Source organism: Sulfitobacter sp. SK025 (genome assembly GCF_003352105.1).
Taxonomy (GTDB): Bacteria; Pseudomonadota; Alphaproteobacteria; order Rhodobacterales; family Rhodobacteraceae; genus Sulfitobacter; species Sulfitobacter pontiacus.
The window spans coordinates 1070932-1087298 of the sequence record NZ_CP025808.1 but is presented as its reverse complement, the minus strand read 5'-3'; the positions used below and the strand labels follow the sequence as shown (position 1 = coordinate 1087298).

Below are 16367 nucleotides of genomic sequence, written 5' to 3'. Positions count from 1 at the left end.
TATGTCTTTCCAAATATTGCCGGATGATGCCGCGCTGATTTCGCGATTTTCGCGTAAACCCCGCACTGTGCAGCAAAATTTTGCGCATCATGCTTCATGTTATTGAACTTCCCGCGTAATTATATGAATTCTGCAATGCAGCAACGAACAGGAATCATTTTTGATGCATCATTTGTCTCGCTCCCGCCCGATGTCTCGCCGGTCAGTATTGCGCGCGGGGGGGGCAACTTTGGCTTTCGCTGCTACAACCGGTTTGCAAGACACTGCTGCTTGGGCGCAGGCCAGTGATACGGCGGAGCCTTTTTCCTTTGATATTCTGATCGAACGGGCGCGCAGCCTCGCGGGTGAAGAGTACACCGCGCCGACGCAACTGGGCGAGCCTTTTACCACGCTGGACTATGACGACTACCGCAACATCCGCTTCCGCGAGGACAGCGCGATCTGGAAAGGCCCTGCGGCGCAGGCGGTGGTACATGCCTATCACCCCGGCTGGCTGTTTGACGGCACCGTGTCGCTTTACGAGATCGTCAATGGCAAGGCACAGCCGCTTGGCTTTACCTCGGATGATTTCATCTACCAGTCCAAAGCGCTTGAAAAAATCCCGACCGGTACCGAGCTGCCCGGCGTCGCGGGCTTCCGCATGAATGCGCCGCTGAACGATCCGCAGCAGTTCGACGAGATTGTGTCCTTCCTCGGGGCGAGCTACTTCCGTGCCTTGGGGGCGGGCAACCGCTATGGCCTGAGCGCGCGCGGGCTTGCGGTGAATACTGCCACCTCCGAACCCGAGGAATTCCCCCGCTTCAGCGCCTTCTGGCTGCAGCGTCCCGCACCCGGCGAGACGAAGATGACCTTTTACGCTCTGCTGGAAAGCCAGTCGGTCGTGGGGGCCTACAAGTTCACTGTGACCCCCGGTGCCACCACCACGATGGATGTGACCACCGAACTGTTCTTCCGTCAGGACGTGCAGCAACTGGGCGTCGCGCCGCTGACATCGATGTATCTGTTCGGGCTGAACGATCAGGGTAGCTTTGACGATTACCGTGCCCGCGTCCACGACAGCGAGGCGCTGGTGGTCAACACTGGCCAAGACACGCTGTTCCGCGTGCTGAACAACCCGCCCAAGCTCGCCAATTCATACTTTGGCGCGCAATCGCCGAAATCCTTTGGCCTTGTGCAGCGCCACCGTGCCTTTGACGACTATCTGGACGCCGAAGCCCACTACGAGCTGCGCCCGACGCTGATGGTCGAACCAAAAGGGGATTGGGGCGAAGGCATGGTCCGCCTGATCGAGATCCCGTCGGATCTGGAGGGGAACGACAATATCGTCGCCTTCTGGACTTACAAGAACGGGTTCGCGGCGGGGGATAGCAAAAGCATTTCCTACCGTCTGAACTGGGGGATGAACCCGCCCGGCGCGTCTTCGACACTTGCCCAAGTATCGCGCACTCTTGCCGGAAATGGGGGCATCGCGGGCGTAAAACCGCGCAATGATCGCCGAAAGTTTGTCATCGACTTCGAAGGTGCAACTTTAGGGGAACCAAACGCCGAGAACGTTGTTGAAGCCAATGTAAACATCGCCGGCGGCACAGTTGCAGGACAAGTACTGCAGCAGATCGACGGCCACGATCACATGTGGCGACTGGTTCTAGAGGTCGTCGCCGAAACTGATGCAACGGTTGAACTGCGCGCCAATCTGGTCGCGGGCGACCGTAGCCTGACCGAGACTTGGGTATACCAATGGCTGAAAGAATGAATACGTCTGTGACATCACCTGCGACCACCGAACAAATGACCGACTTTGACCGTTATGCGCCTCGCCCTGCCCCGCTGGATATGCCGCGGCAGGTGCTAGAGCATGATGCCCGCCCCTCCCTGTTCGAGGTGGTGAGCCGCATCTTCATGCGTAATGCCTGACATGCCCTCTTACTTACGCGATGGTGCCACGCGGGTCAGCCGCGTTGGCGCCATTTGCTTTGCCCTGCTATGCGCAACAGCGGCAGCCGCGACGCTGGCGCAAGCGGGGCTAAATACCGGATTTGATATCTGGGACGGCTTCGCCGTGGCGCTTATCGCGCTTACGACTGCGTGGTTGGCCTGGGGGGCGGGGCAGGCGTTTTTGGGCGTGCCTTCTTTCGATCCCCTGTCTGAGATGGACCTGAGCAACGCGGATTTCCCCCCGACGGCGATCCTTGTGCCGATCTGCAACGAAAACCCGACCGAGGTTTGCGCGCGCATTATGGCAATGCGCCAATCCATGCAGGCCTCGAACGTACCCGTTGATTTCGCCATTCTGTCCGACACCTTTGACCCCGACGCCCTGATCGCAGAGCGCGCGGCGCTGGCCCCGCTCTTGGGCGATGAAGGCGCTGCGAACCCGGTCTACTACCGCAACCGTACCGACCGATATGGCCGCAAGGCGGGCAACGTCGAGGATTTCATCCGCAAATCCGGCGGGGCCTATGAATACGTCGTGATCCTCGACGCCGACAGCCTGATGGAGGGCGACACGATCCGCCATCTTGTCGCACGGATGGAGGCAGACCCGAGCCTTGGCCTGCTGCAAACCCTGCCCAAGATCTTTGGCGCGGGGTCGCTGTTTGGCCGTGCGATGCAATTCTCTGCCAGCTTTCACTCGCCCGTTTTTGCACGCGGTCTGGCCCGTATGCAGGGGCGCGCGGGCCCCTTCTGGGGGCATAATGCCATCGCCCGTGTGCGCGCCCTGTCGCAATGCTGCGGCCTGCCTGAACTCAGCGGCCCCGCCCCTTTCGGCGGCACCATCCTGAGCCATGACTATGTCGAAGCTGCCCTGCTGGTACGCGGCGGCTGGCGCGTCGAGATGGACCCCCGCATCGCCGGTTCCTTCGAGGAAGGCCCCGACAATCTTCTCGCGTTTGCGCGCCGTGATCGCCGCTGGTGTCAGGGCAACCTGCAACACATGCGTCTGGTCGGCGCCCCCGGGCTGCACGGGTGGAGCCGGTTCGTCTTTGTCCAGGGGATCATGGCCTATCTGGTATCGGTCGCCTGGGGGGCCTTCCTGATCGTGTCGCTGCTGGCTGCTGCGACCAATGCCAGCCCTGATTATTTCCCCAACGCCTATCAGCTTTTCCCCGTCTTCCCCGACGACAAGACTTTCCAGATCGTGGCGCTTGCCTTTGGGATCGGTGGGCTGCTGTTGCTACCCAAGCTCGCGATCTTTGGCGAAGCGGCTGCAACAGGCCGCGCCAAGGGGTTTGGCGGGGCGCTGCGCGCGCTTGGCTCTGTCCTGTCTGAAATCCTGCTGACCGCGCTGATTGCGCCCGTGATGCTGATGTATCAAAGCCGCGCCGTCGCCGAGGTCTTTGCCGGCAAGGATGGCGGCTGGCCCGCAACCGCACGCGGCGAAGGGCGGCTTACCCTCGCCGAAAGCTGGCGTGCCAGCCGTTGGGTATCGCTGTTCGGGGTCGCGGTGACTGTTGCCGTCTATCTTTGGGTGCCGAACCTGATTTTCTGGCTCTTGCCGGTGACGCTGCCCATGTCCATCGCGCCGCTGTTGATCGCCGTGACCTCGCACGAGAGCACCGGCCAAGTCTTTACCACGCCGCAAGAACGGGCCACGCCCGCCGTCATTGCAGCATATCGCGACAACCTGAGATCGGGTGCCGCCCCAGAAGGATCGTCGCATGACACAATCGTCCAACCGGCCTGACGCCCAGCTTATTCCCATCCGGCGCGGCGTCGACCTGCCGCGCCGCGCGCGTGATCCGCGCATCGATGCGTTTCGCGGGCTGGCGCTGATCATGATCATCATCGACCACATGCCCGGCAACCCGTGGGAGCATCTGACCATCCGCAACATCGGATTCTCCGACGCGGCAGAGGCGTTCTTTATCATGTCGGGCATCGCGGCGGGCATCGCCTATTCCCCCGCCATTGGCCGCTGGATGTCGGGCGAGCTGCGTCTTTGGGACGCGATGGCCCCTCTGTGGCGGCGGGCGTGGCAGCTTTATATCGTGCATATCGTGCTGACGGTCGCGGCCATCGGTCTTTATGCCTGGGCGGCAGATACGTTTGTGCGCTCGGAATTTCGCGTGATGCACAACCTCGCCCTCTTGTATGACCAGACCGGTGCCGCGATGGCGGGGCTGGTCACGCTGGGATACCAGATCGGCTATGTGAATATTCTGCCGTCCTATACCGTCTTGCTGCTGGCAGGCCCTGCGCTGATCGCCGCTGTACTTTACGCGCCGCGCACGACCTTGGCCGTTGCGGGGGCGTTCTGGCTTTATGCAGGAGCCACCCGACTGACCATCCCGAACCACCCCGGTGGCGGCGGCTGGTTCTTCAACCCGCTCACCTGGCAGTTCATCTTTGTCATCGGCCTTGCCATTGGCGTGCGTCATCGCAAGGACGAACGGTTGGTCCGCAACTCTCCGATCCTGTTCAAGCTGGCGCTTGGTCTGCTGCTGTTCATCTTTGCCTGGCGCTACGTGCCCGGTCTGGGGGCGTTCATGAACAACAAGATGGCGCAGCTTGGCGGGCTTGGCCTGCCTAGCAACATCACGACGCACAACAAGTCGATGCTCGCGCTGCCGCGCTTGGTGCATATCCTCGCGCTGGTCTATGTGCTTTCGTGCCTTCCCGTGGTGACCCGCATCTGCGCACATCGCTATGCGGCCCCCTTGCGTCTGATGGGCAGCCACGGCCTGCTGGTCTTTGGGCTAGGGACGATCCTTGCACTGGCCGGACAGATCATGATGGATGTCGAACCTACGGTCACCGCCCTGCCGTGGACCCTGCCGCTGGCCGCCATCGCTGTGTGCTATGCCGCCGCCCTGCTGGCCGAAGCCGCCCGCAAACAGCCGCAGCCAAAGCAGCCCGCCCCGACCAAAGCCGAGGCCCCGCGCGCCGAGGTGATCACCGGCAGTTCCACTGCGTAAACAAGCCCGTTAGTGCCATGACCGAAAGACCGCCCGATGCGCAGACTCGCCCTGCCATCGGGTTTTCTTTACGTCCAAGACCGCCCATAAGCGAAAAACAGTGGAAATAGGGAATGTTCCCCTATCTCGTAGTGTAAATTAGTGTGTTGAAAGAGGCCCCCATGTCAAAAACCGGAAAGATCGCGATGCCAACCCAAGGGTGGCTCTACGTACTGACGGGGCTTGTGGTGGCACTCTTCCTGACGCTTGCCCCCTTCGCGGCGCAGGCGCAATCGCTGTTCACCGGTGGCGGATCTTCCAACACGGAAACAACCGAAACGACACCCGAGGCAGAGGCGAAGGCACCGCTGGATACCCTGCTTGAAGTGCTTAAGGACGATAACGCCCGCGCGGCGCTGATCGCCGACCTTGAAAAGTCGCTGGATGCCTCGGGCGACCCCGCGGGTGATGAAAACCCCGCGATTGAAACCATCACCGCCGCCGCGGATGCCGAAGGCGTATCGGTCGGGCGGCAAATCGCCCTGATCACCCAGCAGATCGGCCAAGACACGGTTAATACGCTCACCTCTTTCTGGAACGGGTTCCAACGCGGCGGCAAGGTCTTCTCTGGCCTCAGCGGTGCGGAACTGACCGTATTGCTGGAAGCGATCCCCGGCCTGCTTGCGGTCATTGCGATCACCGTCGCGCTCTTTGTGGTGCTGCGCTACCTTGCGCGGGGGCTGTATGCGCGCATGGGGCGCACGGCTGAACATGTGGGCCTCTTCCGCTCTATCGGGCTATTTCTGGGGTCGAACCTGCTGGACGCCTTTATCGTTGTTGTGGCATGGGCCGCTGGTTATCTGATCACCATCCTCGCCGTTGGCGAAGTCGGGCAGATCGGCATCCGCCAGTCGATGTATCTGAACGCCTTCCTGCTGGTCGAAATGACCAAAGTCGTCATCCGGTCGTTCCTGTCGCCCGTTGCGTCGGGTCTGCGTCTGGTGCCCGTCGGTGACAAGGCCGCCGCGGCGCTGACGCGCTATCTGAGCATCGTGGTCAGTGTTCTGGGCTACGGGCAACTGCTGGTCGTGCCAATCGTCAACCAAAGCGTCAACACGGCCGCGGGCGCTGGCGTGTCGGCTCTTCTATCGGTCCTTGTACTGCTGTATTTTGTCTACATCGTGCTGCGCCGTCGCAAGGCCGTCACCCGCTGGCTGCAAAGCGAGGCCGACCCCAGCGAGGCGCAAGCCGCCGAGGGCGTCGACCCCGCCACCATCGCAGAGGCGCGCCGCGGCTTTATCGCGCGCACGCTGCACGGGTTGGCAGGCATCTGGCACTGGTTCGCGCTGGCCTATATCGCGGTGATGTTCATCGTGGTCATGACCCAGCCCGCCGAGGTTACGCTGAACGCGATTGTCGGGTCGGGCAAGATCCTTGCCGCAATCATCATCGCCGCCCTGCTGTCGGGATGGTTGGCACAGGCCGTGCACCGCGGCATTTCACTGCCCGAGGACGTGAACGCCAAGCTGCCGCTGCTGGAACGTCGCATCAACACCTTTGTCCCCCGCGCCTTCAGCGCCTTGCGGCTGTTTCTCCTGGTCTGCGTGCTGTTCTTTACGCTGGACGTGATCGGCACGATCGACATGCGCAGCTGGCTTGAGGGGCAGGTCGGGCTGGCAATGACCAAGGCGCTGATCTCTGTCGGGTTGATCCTGACGGTGGCCTTCGCCATCTGGCTCGCGCTGACATCCTTTGTCGACTACAAGCTGAACCCCGAATACGGGGCTGTGCCAACCTCGCGGGAAACCACCCTGCTCACCTTGCTGCGCAATGCGGCGACCATTGCGCTGATCATCCTCACGCTGATGTTCGTGCTGAGCGAGATCGGGCTGGATATCGGGCCACTGCTCGCTTCTGCCGGGGTCTTGGGTCTGGCGATTGGTTTCGGCGCGCAGAAGATGGTGCAAGACATCATCACCGGCGTGTTCATCCAATTCGAGAACGTCATCAACGTGGGCGATGTGATCACCGTGGGCGGCACCACTGGCACCGTCGAAAAGCTGTCGGTGCGCTCTGTGTCCCTGCGCGATGTGCAAGGGGTGTTCCACATGATCCCCTTCTCTACCGTGGATGTGGTCAGCAACTATATGCGCGGCTTCTCTTACACGGTCTGTGACATGGGCATCGCCTACCGCGAGAATGTCGAAGAGGCCAAGCAGGCCATGTACGACGCCTTCGACCGCATGATGGAAAACGAGCCAGAGATCGCCAATAGCATCATGGGAGAGCTGGAATGGTTCGGCGTGCAATCCCTTGGTGACAGCGCCGTGGTGCTGCGTGTGCGGATCAAGACCGACCCCGGCAAGCAATGGGGCATCGGGCGTATGTACAACGGATACCTCAAGACGGTCTTTGACGAGCGTGGGATCGAGATCCCCTTCCCGCAGCAGACCATCTGGCTGGGCGAGAACAAGGACGGCACCACCCAGCCGTTCAAGATCGAAGGCCCCGCCGCGCAGGATCAAGGCCTGCCGCCGACCAAAACCGTGTCCAAGCCGATCGAGGCAGACGATGTGCCGGACAGCGATGATGCCGACGGCGACGGTGGTGCAGACCGCTAACAGACGCGGATGACTGAAATAGAAAAAGGCCCCCGATCAGCGCTGATCGGGGGCCTTTTTGTATAGGGTGGTTGGCGCGGGCGCTACATCACCGCTTCGATCAGATACGGGCCTTTGTGCGCCAGCCCTGTCTCGATCGCGAGCTCAAGCGCTTCGCAATCTGTGACCTGTGTTGCCTCTACCCCCATCGACTTTGCCATCTGTGCAAATTCAAGCGTCGGCTGGTCAAGCGACAGCATATCCATCGCCTTGGGGCCCGCATTGCTGACGCCGACATTGGTCAGCTCGCCACGCAGGATCTTGTAGACGCGGTTGGCGAAGATCACGATGGTGATGTCCAGCCCCTCGCGCGCCATCGTCCAAAGCGCCTGCACCGTGTACATGGCGCTGCCATCCCCGATCAGCGCCATCACCTTGCGGTCAGGGCAGGCCACGGCCGCCCCGATCGCCACGGGCATGCCATAGCCGATGGACCCGCCGCAGTTGTTCACCCAAGTGTGCTTCGGGGCCCCTGCTGTTGCGGGGAAGAACGCGCGGCCTGTGGTGATCGCCTCGTCGATGACAATCGCATCCTCGGGGATGGTGCGCGCTAGGGCTTGCGCGATGCCGCCCGGCTCCAACGGGCCGCTGGGTTTGTCGGCGGTGGCGGCTTCGGCCACATGGGCGGGTGGAGTGTCCGCCGCACCCACACCGCTGCACAGCGCCTCCAGCGCCCCTGCGATATCCTGCGCAGTGGTGCACAGGTTGGTGATCTGCGTGCCCTCGGCGGTCAGGATCGCGGGCTTGTTCGGATAGGCGAAAAAGCCGATGGGTGCGCGTGCGCCCAGCAGAACGATGCGCTTGAACGGGGCCAGCGTCTCTAGCGCCTGATCGATGGGATAGGGCACGCGGTTGACCACCACACGCCCTGCCCCGCGTTCCTGCCGCGCATTGGCCCATTCGCTTAGCAGTTTGCAGCCCGTCTTGGCCGCGATCCGTCCCGCAATCTCAAGCATCTCAGCACTTAACGCGGCACCGCCCAACAGCAGCAGGCTGTCGGGGCCGGACAGCGCGGCGACGGCTTCCTCCAACCCGGCCTCGTCAAAGGCAAGGCGCTGTGCAGGCTCTCGCGCGGGCGCGACAGCGCCGCCTTCGTTCCAGGCGGTGTCACTGGGCAGCATCAGCGTCGCCACCTGCCCCGGTGCCACATTTGCCGCCTGCACCGCACGGGCCGCATCCGCGCCCACATCCGCCGCCGACATGGACGTGTGCACCCAATGGGACACGGGCCGCGCGATCCCTTCGATGTCAGAGGTCAGCGGCGCGTCCAGCTCGATATGCGTGACCGCATGTTCGCCGACAATATTCACCACGCCCGATCCTGCCTTTTTCGCGTTGTGCAGGTTCGACAACCCGTTGGCGAGCCCTGGCCCAAGGTGCAGCAGGGTGCAGGCGGGCTTGCCGGCCATACGGTAGTACCCATCCGCCGCCCCCGTCGCCACGCCCTCTTGCAGGACAAGGATCGACCGCATGCCGGGCACGTGGTCCAGCGCGGCAACAAAGTGCATTTCCGACGTGCCGGGATTGGTGAAACAGGTATCAAGCCCACTATCGAGCAGCGTCTGCACAAGGCTATCGGCCCCGTTCATCTGGTCTGTATCGTCTTGGTTGCTCATGTCATCTTCCTTGTTCACGCAGAAACCGCCGCCCAGAAGGGCGCGCGCAATTCTTTCTTGAGGATCTTCCCGATAGAGCTGCGCGGCAGCTCTTCGCGCAGTTCCACCGCCGACAGACGCTGGCTTTTACCCAGCTTGGCGTTGGCGTCAGCGCAGATATCTTCGCCCGAACGCGTCGCCCCCTCGCGCAGCACCACCAACCCGTAGGGCGTTTCGCCCCAAGCGTCAGAGGGCACGCCGATCACGGCGGCATCCGTCACATCGGGGTCCGCCAGCAGCACCAGTTCAAGATCGTCGGCATAGATGTTCAACCCGCCCGAGATAATCATATCTTTCTTGCGGTCCGACAGGATCAAAAAGCCGTCCTCGTCAAAACGGCCCATATCGCCCGAGCGAAAGAAGACGTTGCCCGCTGCGTCGCGCCAGATGTAGTCAGCGGTCAGGTCATCGCGCCCGAAATACCCCGCCATCATCGTCGGCCCGCGGCCGCAAATTTCGCCCACAGTGCCCTTGGGAACCTCTGCACCGGTCTCGTCAATCAGGCGGATTTCATTGCCCGGCGCAGGCTGGCCCACCGTGTGCAGCTTGTCGGGATGTTCGGCAGAATTCAGTACCGTGACCCCGCCGCCTTCGGTCAGACCATAGTACTCCAGCAGCTTGCCGGGGAAGCGCGCCAGCACATCCGCCTTGACCTCGGCCCGCAGCGGCGCGGAGGTGGAGAATTTCACCTGCATCGATGACAGGTCAAAGGCGTCAAAGTCAGCCACGTCCATGATGCGTTTGTATTGCACAGGCACCAGCATCGTGTGGGTGATCTTTTCACGCTGCACGATCTCGAGGTACCCGCGGGCGTCGAACTTCGGCATCAGATAGACGGTCGAGCCGCCATAGAGCGTCGGCAGGAAGGACACGATCGTTGTGTTGGAATAGAGCGGCGTCGACAGCAGCGTGCGGGCGTTATCGTCATACCCGTTGGGCGACACGCGGTCCATCTGCGCCGACCGCATCCAGTGATTGTGCAAGATGCCCTTGGGCGTGCCGGTCGTGCCCGAGGAATAGATCAGGTTGAACGCATCCGACATCTCGATCTGGATTTCGGGGTCGGAGTCCGAAGCACCGTCAACCGCAGCGCCATAAGGCTGAAACGCGGGATGGTCGAAATCAATGGCAAAGCGCGCCAGATCCAGATCGGCGATAAAGCCATCGACCAGTTCAAGATATTGCGCCGCGACAAAGATCGCGCGTGCGCCGCAGTCGGTCAGCATCTTTTGCAGCGCATCGGGCGAGGCCATCGTCGACAGCGGCGTCACGCAGGCCCCTGCCCGCAGGATGCCCATAAACAGTTCTGCATAAGGAATGGAATTGGGCGAGATGATCGCGATGTTGTCGCCCTTGCTCACCCCCAGCGACAGCAGCAGATTGGCGATCTTGTTGATGCGCTGGTCGAATGCCCCCCAGCTGACGGTTTGCCCGTCACAGACCAGCGCAGGTTTTTCCGGATGTGCTTTGGCGTTGTCGCGCACGACCTCGACGATGGTTTTCGTGGGTGTCGTCGCCGGTGCCGGCGGATTGATCGGTATCATATCACTGTCCTGAAATAGTTCTCTCCCCGCTGCGGAACGCCGTTCCGCAGCCCCTGACAGCAGTTGTAACGATCAAACAGGAACTTGCAAACGATGGGTGACTATGCGGCAGCTTTTCCCAAGGCGACATAGGCTGCATGCTGGGACAGGAACACGCTGCCTGTCAAATCCGAGATGAAATGCTGCTTTTTCAGACGGTCCATGACAGGCCCTTTGACCTCGGACAGGTGCAGTTTGATCCCCATATCGCGCAGCCGCGCGTTGATCGCTTCAAGCGATTCCAGCGCGCTAAAGTCGATCTCGTTGATGGCAGAGCACATCAGCACGACATGGCGCAGACAGGTATTGCCCGCCAGCCGGTCGTAGATGCAATCCTCCAGGAACCGCGCGTTGGCGAAATACAGGCTTTCGTCGATGCGCAGGGTCAGCACCGTTGGGCAGGTCTCGACCTCGTGGCGGTTGATATTGCGGAAGTGTTCGGTGCCCGGCACCAGCCCGACTTCGGCAATATGCGGTTTGGTGGTTTTATAGAGATGCAGAAAGATCGACAGCACCACCCCGCAGGTCACCCCCAATTCGACTCCGCTGCCCAAGGTGATCAACATGGTGGACAGCACGGCAGCGAAATCGGATTTGGAATAGCCCCATGCCTTTTTCAGGATCGAGAAATCCACCAGTGTCAGCACGGCCACGATGATCGTCGCGGCCAGGGTCGCTTGCGGCAGAAAGAAGACCAGCGGCGTCAGCGCCAGTGCCGCGACGGCCAGCCCCACAGCGGTATAGGCCCCCGCCGCCGGTGTCTGCGCGCCTGCGTCAAAGTTCACCACAGACCGCGCAAACCCGCCCGTGACCGGATAGCCCCCCGTAAAGGCCGCGCCGATATTGGCCGCCCCCAGACCGATCAGCTCTTGATCCGGATTGATCCGCTGACGCCGTTTCGCGGCAAGCGTTTGCGCGACAGAGATGGATTCAACAAACCCGATGACAGAGATCAGAAAAGCCGGCAGCAGCAGGCTGCCCATCAGATCGAACGACAGGTCCGGCAGGGTCAGCGGCGGCAGGCTTTGCGGCACGGCCCCCACAATCTTGACGCCCTGCCCCGCAAGATCAAAGGCCCAGACCGCCAATGTGGTGACAACCACCGCCGCCACGGGCCCCGCCTTGGTCGCCACATCCGCCGCCCGCGGCCCCACGCCGCGCGCGCGCAGGAAAGGTTTCAGCCCCTTGCGCACCCAGAACAGAAACAGCGTCGCAGACACACCAATCACCACCGTCGTCCCGCTCACCGTGCCCAGATTGGCCCAGATCGACATCAGTAGCTCTGCCAGATTGCCGCCAGAGGCATCAATGCCCAGAATATGCTTGATCTGGCTGGCGGCGATGATCACGCCAGAGGCGGTGATAAAGCCCGAGATCACGGGGTGGGACAGGAAATTCGCCAGAAACCCCAGCTTGAACACCCCCATCACCAGCAGCATCACCCCAGACAGCAAGGCCAGCGTCAGCGCGGCGACGGCATAGCCCATCGTCCCCTGATCGGCGATATTGCCCAAGGCGGCGGCTGTCATCAGCGACACCACCGCCACCGGTCCCACCGCCAACGCGCGGCTGGTGCCAAAGACGGCATAAAGCAGGATCGGCGCGATCGATGCATAGAGCCCCGCTTCGGGCGGCAGCCCTGCCAGCAGCGCATAGGCCAGCGATTGCGGGATCAGCATGATCGTAACGATCACCGCCGCGTTCAGATCATTGGACAAGGCCGCCTTGTCATAGTCGCGCCCCCAATCGAGGACAGGCAGATAGCGGCGGGCAGCGGCGGGAATACGCACCTGATTACAACCCGTTCACCGGCACCTTGAGCATCAGGTTCCCGTCCTTGTCGCGCGGCATATGTCCTGCGCGCATGTTGACCTGAAGCGACGGGATGATCAGCTTCGGCATCGACAGCTGCGCATCGCGTTCGGTGCGAAAGGCGATGAATTCTTCGCGCGTTTTGCCGCCGCCCACATGGATGTTATGCGCCTTCTCTTCGCCCACGGTGGTTTCCCACTGGATATCGCGCCCATTGGGCCCGTAGTCGTGACACATGAACAGGCGCATGTCGTCCGGCAGGGACAAGACCTTCTGGATGCTGTCATACAGCTCTCCGGCGTCGCCACCGGGGAAATCCGCGCGGGCAGAGCCGCCGTCGGGCATGAACAGCGTATCGCCCGTGAAGGCAGCGTTGCCCATGACATGCACCATGCAGGCGGGCGTGTGACCGGGGGTGTAGATAGCAAAACATTCCATGCCGCCGACGCGGTAGCGATCGCCATCCTTGAACAAGGCGTCGAACTGCGACCCGTCGCGCTGGAATTCCGTCCCCTCGTTGAACACTTTCCCAAAAGTGTCCTGCACGGTCATGATCTGCTCTCCGACGCCGATCTTGCCGCCCAGCTTTTGCTGGATATATGGCGCGGCGGACAGGTGGTCGGCATGGACGTGGGTCTCGATGATCCACTCCAGCGCGAGCCCCTGCGCTTCGACCTCGGCGATGAGCTTGTCCGCGTGGTCATAGGTGATCCGTCCGGCGGCATAGTCGATATCCATCACGGAATCGATGATCGCACAGGCGTTGGAGTTCGGATCCCGCACGATATAGCTGATCGTATTGGTCACCGGATCAAAGTGGCCCGAGACGTCGGGGATGACATCCATATTCACGTGGTATTCAGTCATGATCACCTGCTCCGTTTGCGCTTTTTCGCCCGACATCTGAAGGCTGCGCCCCGGCCGTCGAGTCGAACATATTCATACTATGGAATTTGTCATCAAAGAAGCGGATTGTGCTGTCTGCCCGCCATAGCCGCCGCGACAAAGCGTCCTGTGCCTGCCGCCTTTTCTACGCAACACCGGGGGCATTCAAAACCCGTCCAGCGCGCTTTGCGTGATCTCGTCCAGCAGGGCCTGCACCTCTTGCATGGGGCCGTCGGGGTAGGTCGGATACCCGACAGAAACCTCGCCATCGATGTCGGTGACAAATATGCTGTAGGGGCAATGGGCGATGTTCATCGGGTCCGCCTCCATCACCTTGCGCGACATCACGGCAGAGCAGAACAGAAACACGTCTGCCGCGCGAAAGATCTCGACATCGCTGCCGACGTCGCTGGCGGTACGGGCCAGCATCTCGCCCGTGTGGCTGACGTGGTCGATCACCAGCCCCTTGCCGACAATCGCGTTCTCGACCGCGAAGGTCGCATCGTCAAAGCTACCGTCGTAGGCATAGGTCACGGCCTGATCCTGCGCGGCGAGCGGCGCGGCACAAAGGCAAAGTGCTGCTGCAATCTGTAACGGTCTCATCCTTGGTCCTTTCACAAACGGGCGCAGGCCTATCCTAACACCCTCGCTGCGCGTCGCCAATCATGCGCACCGTCACGGGGCCGGAAAGTTGTTCAGGTAGGCGATCACCGCCTTGATCTCGGCATCGCTTTTCAAGCCGGAAAACACCATCTTGGTGCCCTTCATGAAGCTGCGCGGTGATGCCAGAAAGGCGTCCAGCGTCTGGGGTGTCCAGATCAGACCATCCTCTGCCTGCGCCATCAGGGCGCGCGAGTATTTGAACCCCTCGACCCCACCGGCAGGCGCACCGACGATCCCGTTCAGGACCGGGCCCGCGCGGTTTTTGGCGCGTTTGCCCAGTTGATGGCAGGCTTTGCATTTGCGGAACACCAACTCTCCATCGGCGAGCAAGGCGGGGTCGGCAGCAGGCTCTGACACTTGCTCGACATCGGCAACGGGCGTTTCTTGCGGCACAGTCGCGGGGGCGGCGTCGTTGGGTGTCACATTCAGTGACAGCGCGCGCATGGTGACTTTCACGCTTTCCTTGCAGTCCTCCATACACGGATCGATCTGCCAGCGCGGCAATTCCATAGTGTCGCGATCATCGCGGAGGAAACCGTCGGCATTGGGCATCCGGACCGTGGCGAAGTTGTCTTTGGACAGGGTAAATTCCTCTGCCACCAGATCGTTGGAATACAGGATATACGCCACGATGGCATAGGCCTCATCCGCCGTCAGCGTTCCCGCATCGCCATAGGGCATCAATCGGCGGATATAATCAAAGCTTGTCGACAGATGCGGCCAATAGGACCCGACCGTCTTGACCGGGTCGGCATCCGCCAGCGTGTCCTGCCCGCCCGCCAGCGCAGGCCAGTTCCCGCGGCCTTCGGCAAAGTCCCCGTGGCAGGCGGCGCATTTTTCGGTAAAGATCGCTTCGCCCGTCAGCACATCGCCCTGCCCCTCGGGCAGACCGCGCCCATCGGGCATCACGTCCACATCCCAGGCCGCGATCTCTTCCGGCAGCACGGCGCGGCCCAGGCCGTAGGGGGCCGCCGCCAAGGGCAAAGCCGTGGCCGTGGCGATGAGGCACAAAGCAAAGGTCTTAAGAGACTTCGACATTTTCAACGCTCCCGTCCGCGTGCAGCCACCATGTTTGGATGCCGTTGTTGTGGTAGACAGAGTTCAGCCCCCGCACCGCGCGCAGTTGCGTTTTCGTCGGCTGGACATAGCCCGTGTCATCCATCGCGCGGGATTGCAGCAGCATCTCTGTGCCGTCCCACTGCACATCGAGGTAAAAGCGGCTGAGCGCCATCGGCGTCCCCTTTTGGGCCAGTCGCGCGGTTCGCCAGCTTGCGCCACCATCCGTCGACACATCCACGCGGGTGATCGCACCGCGCCCTGACCATGCCAGCCCGGTGATCACCAAAGGCCCCGCCCCATGGGGCACCGGCGCTTGCGGGCTTGGTGCGGTGATGACGGATTTTGCATCCATCGCCCACGTCCATTTGCGGCTGGTGCCATCGGCCAGCGTATCGGTGTATTTCGACGTTTCCTCGCGGCTCTCGACGGGCGCGTCCGTGACCTCTATCCGGCGGAGCCATTTGACCCAGAGATTGCCCTCCCACCCCGGCACGACAAGCCGCACGGGGTAGCCGTGTTCCTTGCGCAGCGCCTCGCCATTCGCTTTAAACGCGACAAGCACATCGTCGAGCGCCTTATCCATCGGGATCGACCGCCCGTTCGACGACGCATCGGCGCCCTCGACATAGACCCATTTGCCCGCAGGGTCATAGCCGGCTTCCTCTAGCAGCAACCGCAGGGGCACGCCGGTGTATTCCATATTGTGGATCATGCCATGGGTGAACTGTGCCCCGTTCAACTGCGCGCCCGCCCATTCCATACCCGAATTGGCCGCACATTCGCAGAAATACACATGATTTTCGCGCGGGAAACGCTCCAGATCGGCGTAGGTGAACACCAGCGGGCGGTCTACCAAACCGTTCACCATCAGGCGGTAATCCTGCTTAGACAGTTCGATCGCGCCCGAGTGATGCCGCTCAAAGGCGCAGCCCTGTCAGCCACGGCACATTGCGCCGCACCACGTCCTGCTCAAACCGGATCGGCAGACCGTAGGGCGTGACATCCACCCCATCGCCCAAGCCCTGCGCCCAGGGTTGCGGCTCAACGATCAAGGGACGGGCGAGTGCGCGGCAGCGCTACGGGCCGCCATCGCCCCTCGTCCAGCAGTCGGCGCGCCACGCAAGAAGGCCCGTCTGTTCGCTGTCTTCCCGTGGT

11 protein-coding genes and 1 pseudogene are annotated in these 16367 nt (G+C 61.9%); 5 read left to right on the top strand and 7 right to left on the bottom strand.

Features of this window, described 5'->3' with window-relative positions; translation table 11 throughout:
• Window positions 1–190: 190 nt before the first annotated feature.
• The 5 genes from C1J04_RS05205 (at window position 191) to C1J04_RS05190 (ending at window position 7516) form a co-directional block, all read left to right on the top strand.
• The gene (locus C1J04_RS05205) at window positions 191–1753 is read left to right on the top strand and encodes a glucan biosynthesis protein (protein ID WP_174226600.1); all 1563 of its coding nucleotides are present in this window, start codon (window positions 191–193) and stop codon (window positions 1751–1753) included.
• Window positions 1750–1914 carry a hypothetical protein gene (locus C1J04_RS19425; RefSeq protein ID WP_005851989.1) on the top strand — a complete coding sequence of 55 codons (165 nt, stop codon included), beginning with the start codon at window positions 1750–1752 and terminating at the stop codon, window positions 1912–1914. The genes C1J04_RS05205 and C1J04_RS19425 overlap by 4 nt, the downstream gene beginning before the upstream one ends.
• Entirely contained in the window at window positions 1907–3685 is a 1779-nt protein-coding gene (gene mdoH / locus C1J04_RS05200) for a glucans biosynthesis glucosyltransferase MdoH (RefSeq protein WP_009826271.1), read from the top strand. Before C1J04_RS19425 ends, mdoH begins: the two co-directional genes overlap by 8 nt.
• Window positions 3660–4916: an OpgC family protein gene (locus tag C1J04_RS05195; protein ID WP_009826270.1), complete on the top strand. Its 1257-nt coding sequence runs from the start codon at window positions 3660–3662 to the stop codon at window positions 4914–4916. Before mdoH ends, C1J04_RS05195 begins: the two co-directional genes overlap by 26 nt.
• Before the next feature lie 161 nt (window positions 4917–5077).
• Window positions 5078–7516, top strand: coding sequence for a mechanosensitive ion channel domain-containing protein (locus tag C1J04_RS05190; protein ID WP_009826269.1), 2439 nt, complete (start codon window positions 5078–5080; stop codon window positions 7514–7516).
• Between the two features lie 83 nt (window positions 7517–7599).
• Here the strand turns inward: C1J04_RS05190 and C1J04_RS05185 are convergent, their stop codons facing one another.
• The 7 genes and pseudogenes from C1J04_RS05185 to soxC all read right to left on the bottom strand — a co-directional run bounded on the left by C1J04_RS05185 (window position 7600) and on the right by soxC (window position 16302).
• A complete protein-coding gene (locus tag C1J04_RS05185) occupies window positions 7600–9171 on the bottom strand; it encodes an acetolactate synthase large subunit (RefSeq protein ID WP_254655148.1) in 1572 nt (523 codons plus the stop codon).
• A 14-nt stretch (window positions 9172–9185) separates the two neighbouring features.
• Complete coding sequence (locus C1J04_RS05180; protein ID WP_009826267.1) at window positions 9186–10754, bottom strand: class I adenylate-forming enzyme family protein; 1569 nt, start codon at window positions 10752–10754, stop codon at window positions 9186–9188.
• Window positions 10755–10855: 101 nt separating this feature from the next.
• The gene (locus C1J04_RS05175; protein ID WP_009826266.1) at window positions 10856–12583 is read right to left on the bottom strand and encodes a SulP family inorganic anion transporter; all 1728 of its coding nucleotides are present in this window, start codon (window positions 12581–12583) and stop codon (window positions 10856–10858) included.
• Between the two features lie 4 nt (window positions 12584–12587).
• Window positions 12588–13472 carry an MBL fold metallo-hydrolase gene (locus tag C1J04_RS05170; protein ID WP_050766236.1) on the bottom strand — a complete coding sequence of 295 codons (885 nt, stop codon included), beginning with the start codon at window positions 13470–13472 and terminating at the stop codon, window positions 12588–12590.
• 183 nt (window positions 13473–13655) lie between these two features.
• Entirely contained in the window at window positions 13656–14093 is a 438-nt protein-coding gene (locus C1J04_RS05165) for a DUF302 domain-containing protein (protein WP_009826264.1), read from the bottom strand.
• 72 nt (window positions 14094–14165) lie between these two features.
• Window positions 14166–15191, bottom strand: coding sequence for a c-type cytochrome (locus tag C1J04_RS05160; RefSeq protein WP_037954200.1), 1026 nt, complete (start codon window positions 15189–15191; stop codon window positions 14166–14168).
• Window positions 15175–16302, bottom strand: a pseudogene (gene soxC / locus C1J04_RS05155) (sulfite dehydrogenase). Before soxC ends, C1J04_RS05160 begins: the two are co-directional and overlap by 17 nt.
• Between the last annotated feature and the right edge of the window lie 65 nt (window positions 16303–16367).

Excerpts from the sequence above, each read along its gene's own strand:
- C1J04_RS05160 (WP_037954200.1), bottom strand. The coding sequence starts at position 15,191 with ATGTCGAAGTCTCTTAAGACCTTTGCTTTGTGCCTCATCGCCACGGCC.
- C1J04_RS05195 (WP_009826270.1), top strand. The coding sequence starts at position 3,660 with ATGACACAATCGTCCAACCGGCCTGACGCCCAGCTTATTCCCATCCGG.
- C1J04_RS05170 (WP_050766236.1), bottom strand. The coding sequence starts at position 13,472 with ATGACTGAATACCACGTGAATATGGATGTCATCCCCGACGTCTCGGGC.
- C1J04_RS05180 (WP_009826267.1), bottom strand. The coding sequence starts at position 10,754 with ATGATACCGATCAATCCGCCGGCACCGGCGACGACACCCACGAAAACC.
- mdoH (WP_009826271.1), top strand. The coding sequence starts at position 1,907 with ATGCCTGACATGCCCTCTTACTTACGCGATGGTGCCACGCGGGTCAGC.
- C1J04_RS19425 (WP_005851989.1), top strand. The coding sequence starts at position 1,750 with ATGAATACGTCTGTGACATCACCTGCGACCACCGAACAAATGACCGAC.
- C1J04_RS05190 (WP_009826269.1), top strand. The coding sequence starts at position 5,078 with ATGTCAAAAACCGGAAAGATCGCGATGCCAACCCAAGGGTGGCTCTAC.
- C1J04_RS05205 (WP_174226600.1), top strand. The coding sequence starts at position 191 with ATGTCTCGCCGGTCAGTATTGCGCGCGGGGGGGGCAACTTTGGCTTTC.
- C1J04_RS05165 (WP_009826264.1), bottom strand. The coding sequence starts at position 14,093 with ATGAGACCGTTACAGATTGCAGCAGCACTTTGCCTTTGTGCCGCGCCG.
- C1J04_RS05185 (WP_254655148.1), bottom strand. The coding sequence starts at position 9,171 with ATGAGCAACCAAGACGATACAGACCAGATGAACGGGGCCGATAGCCTT.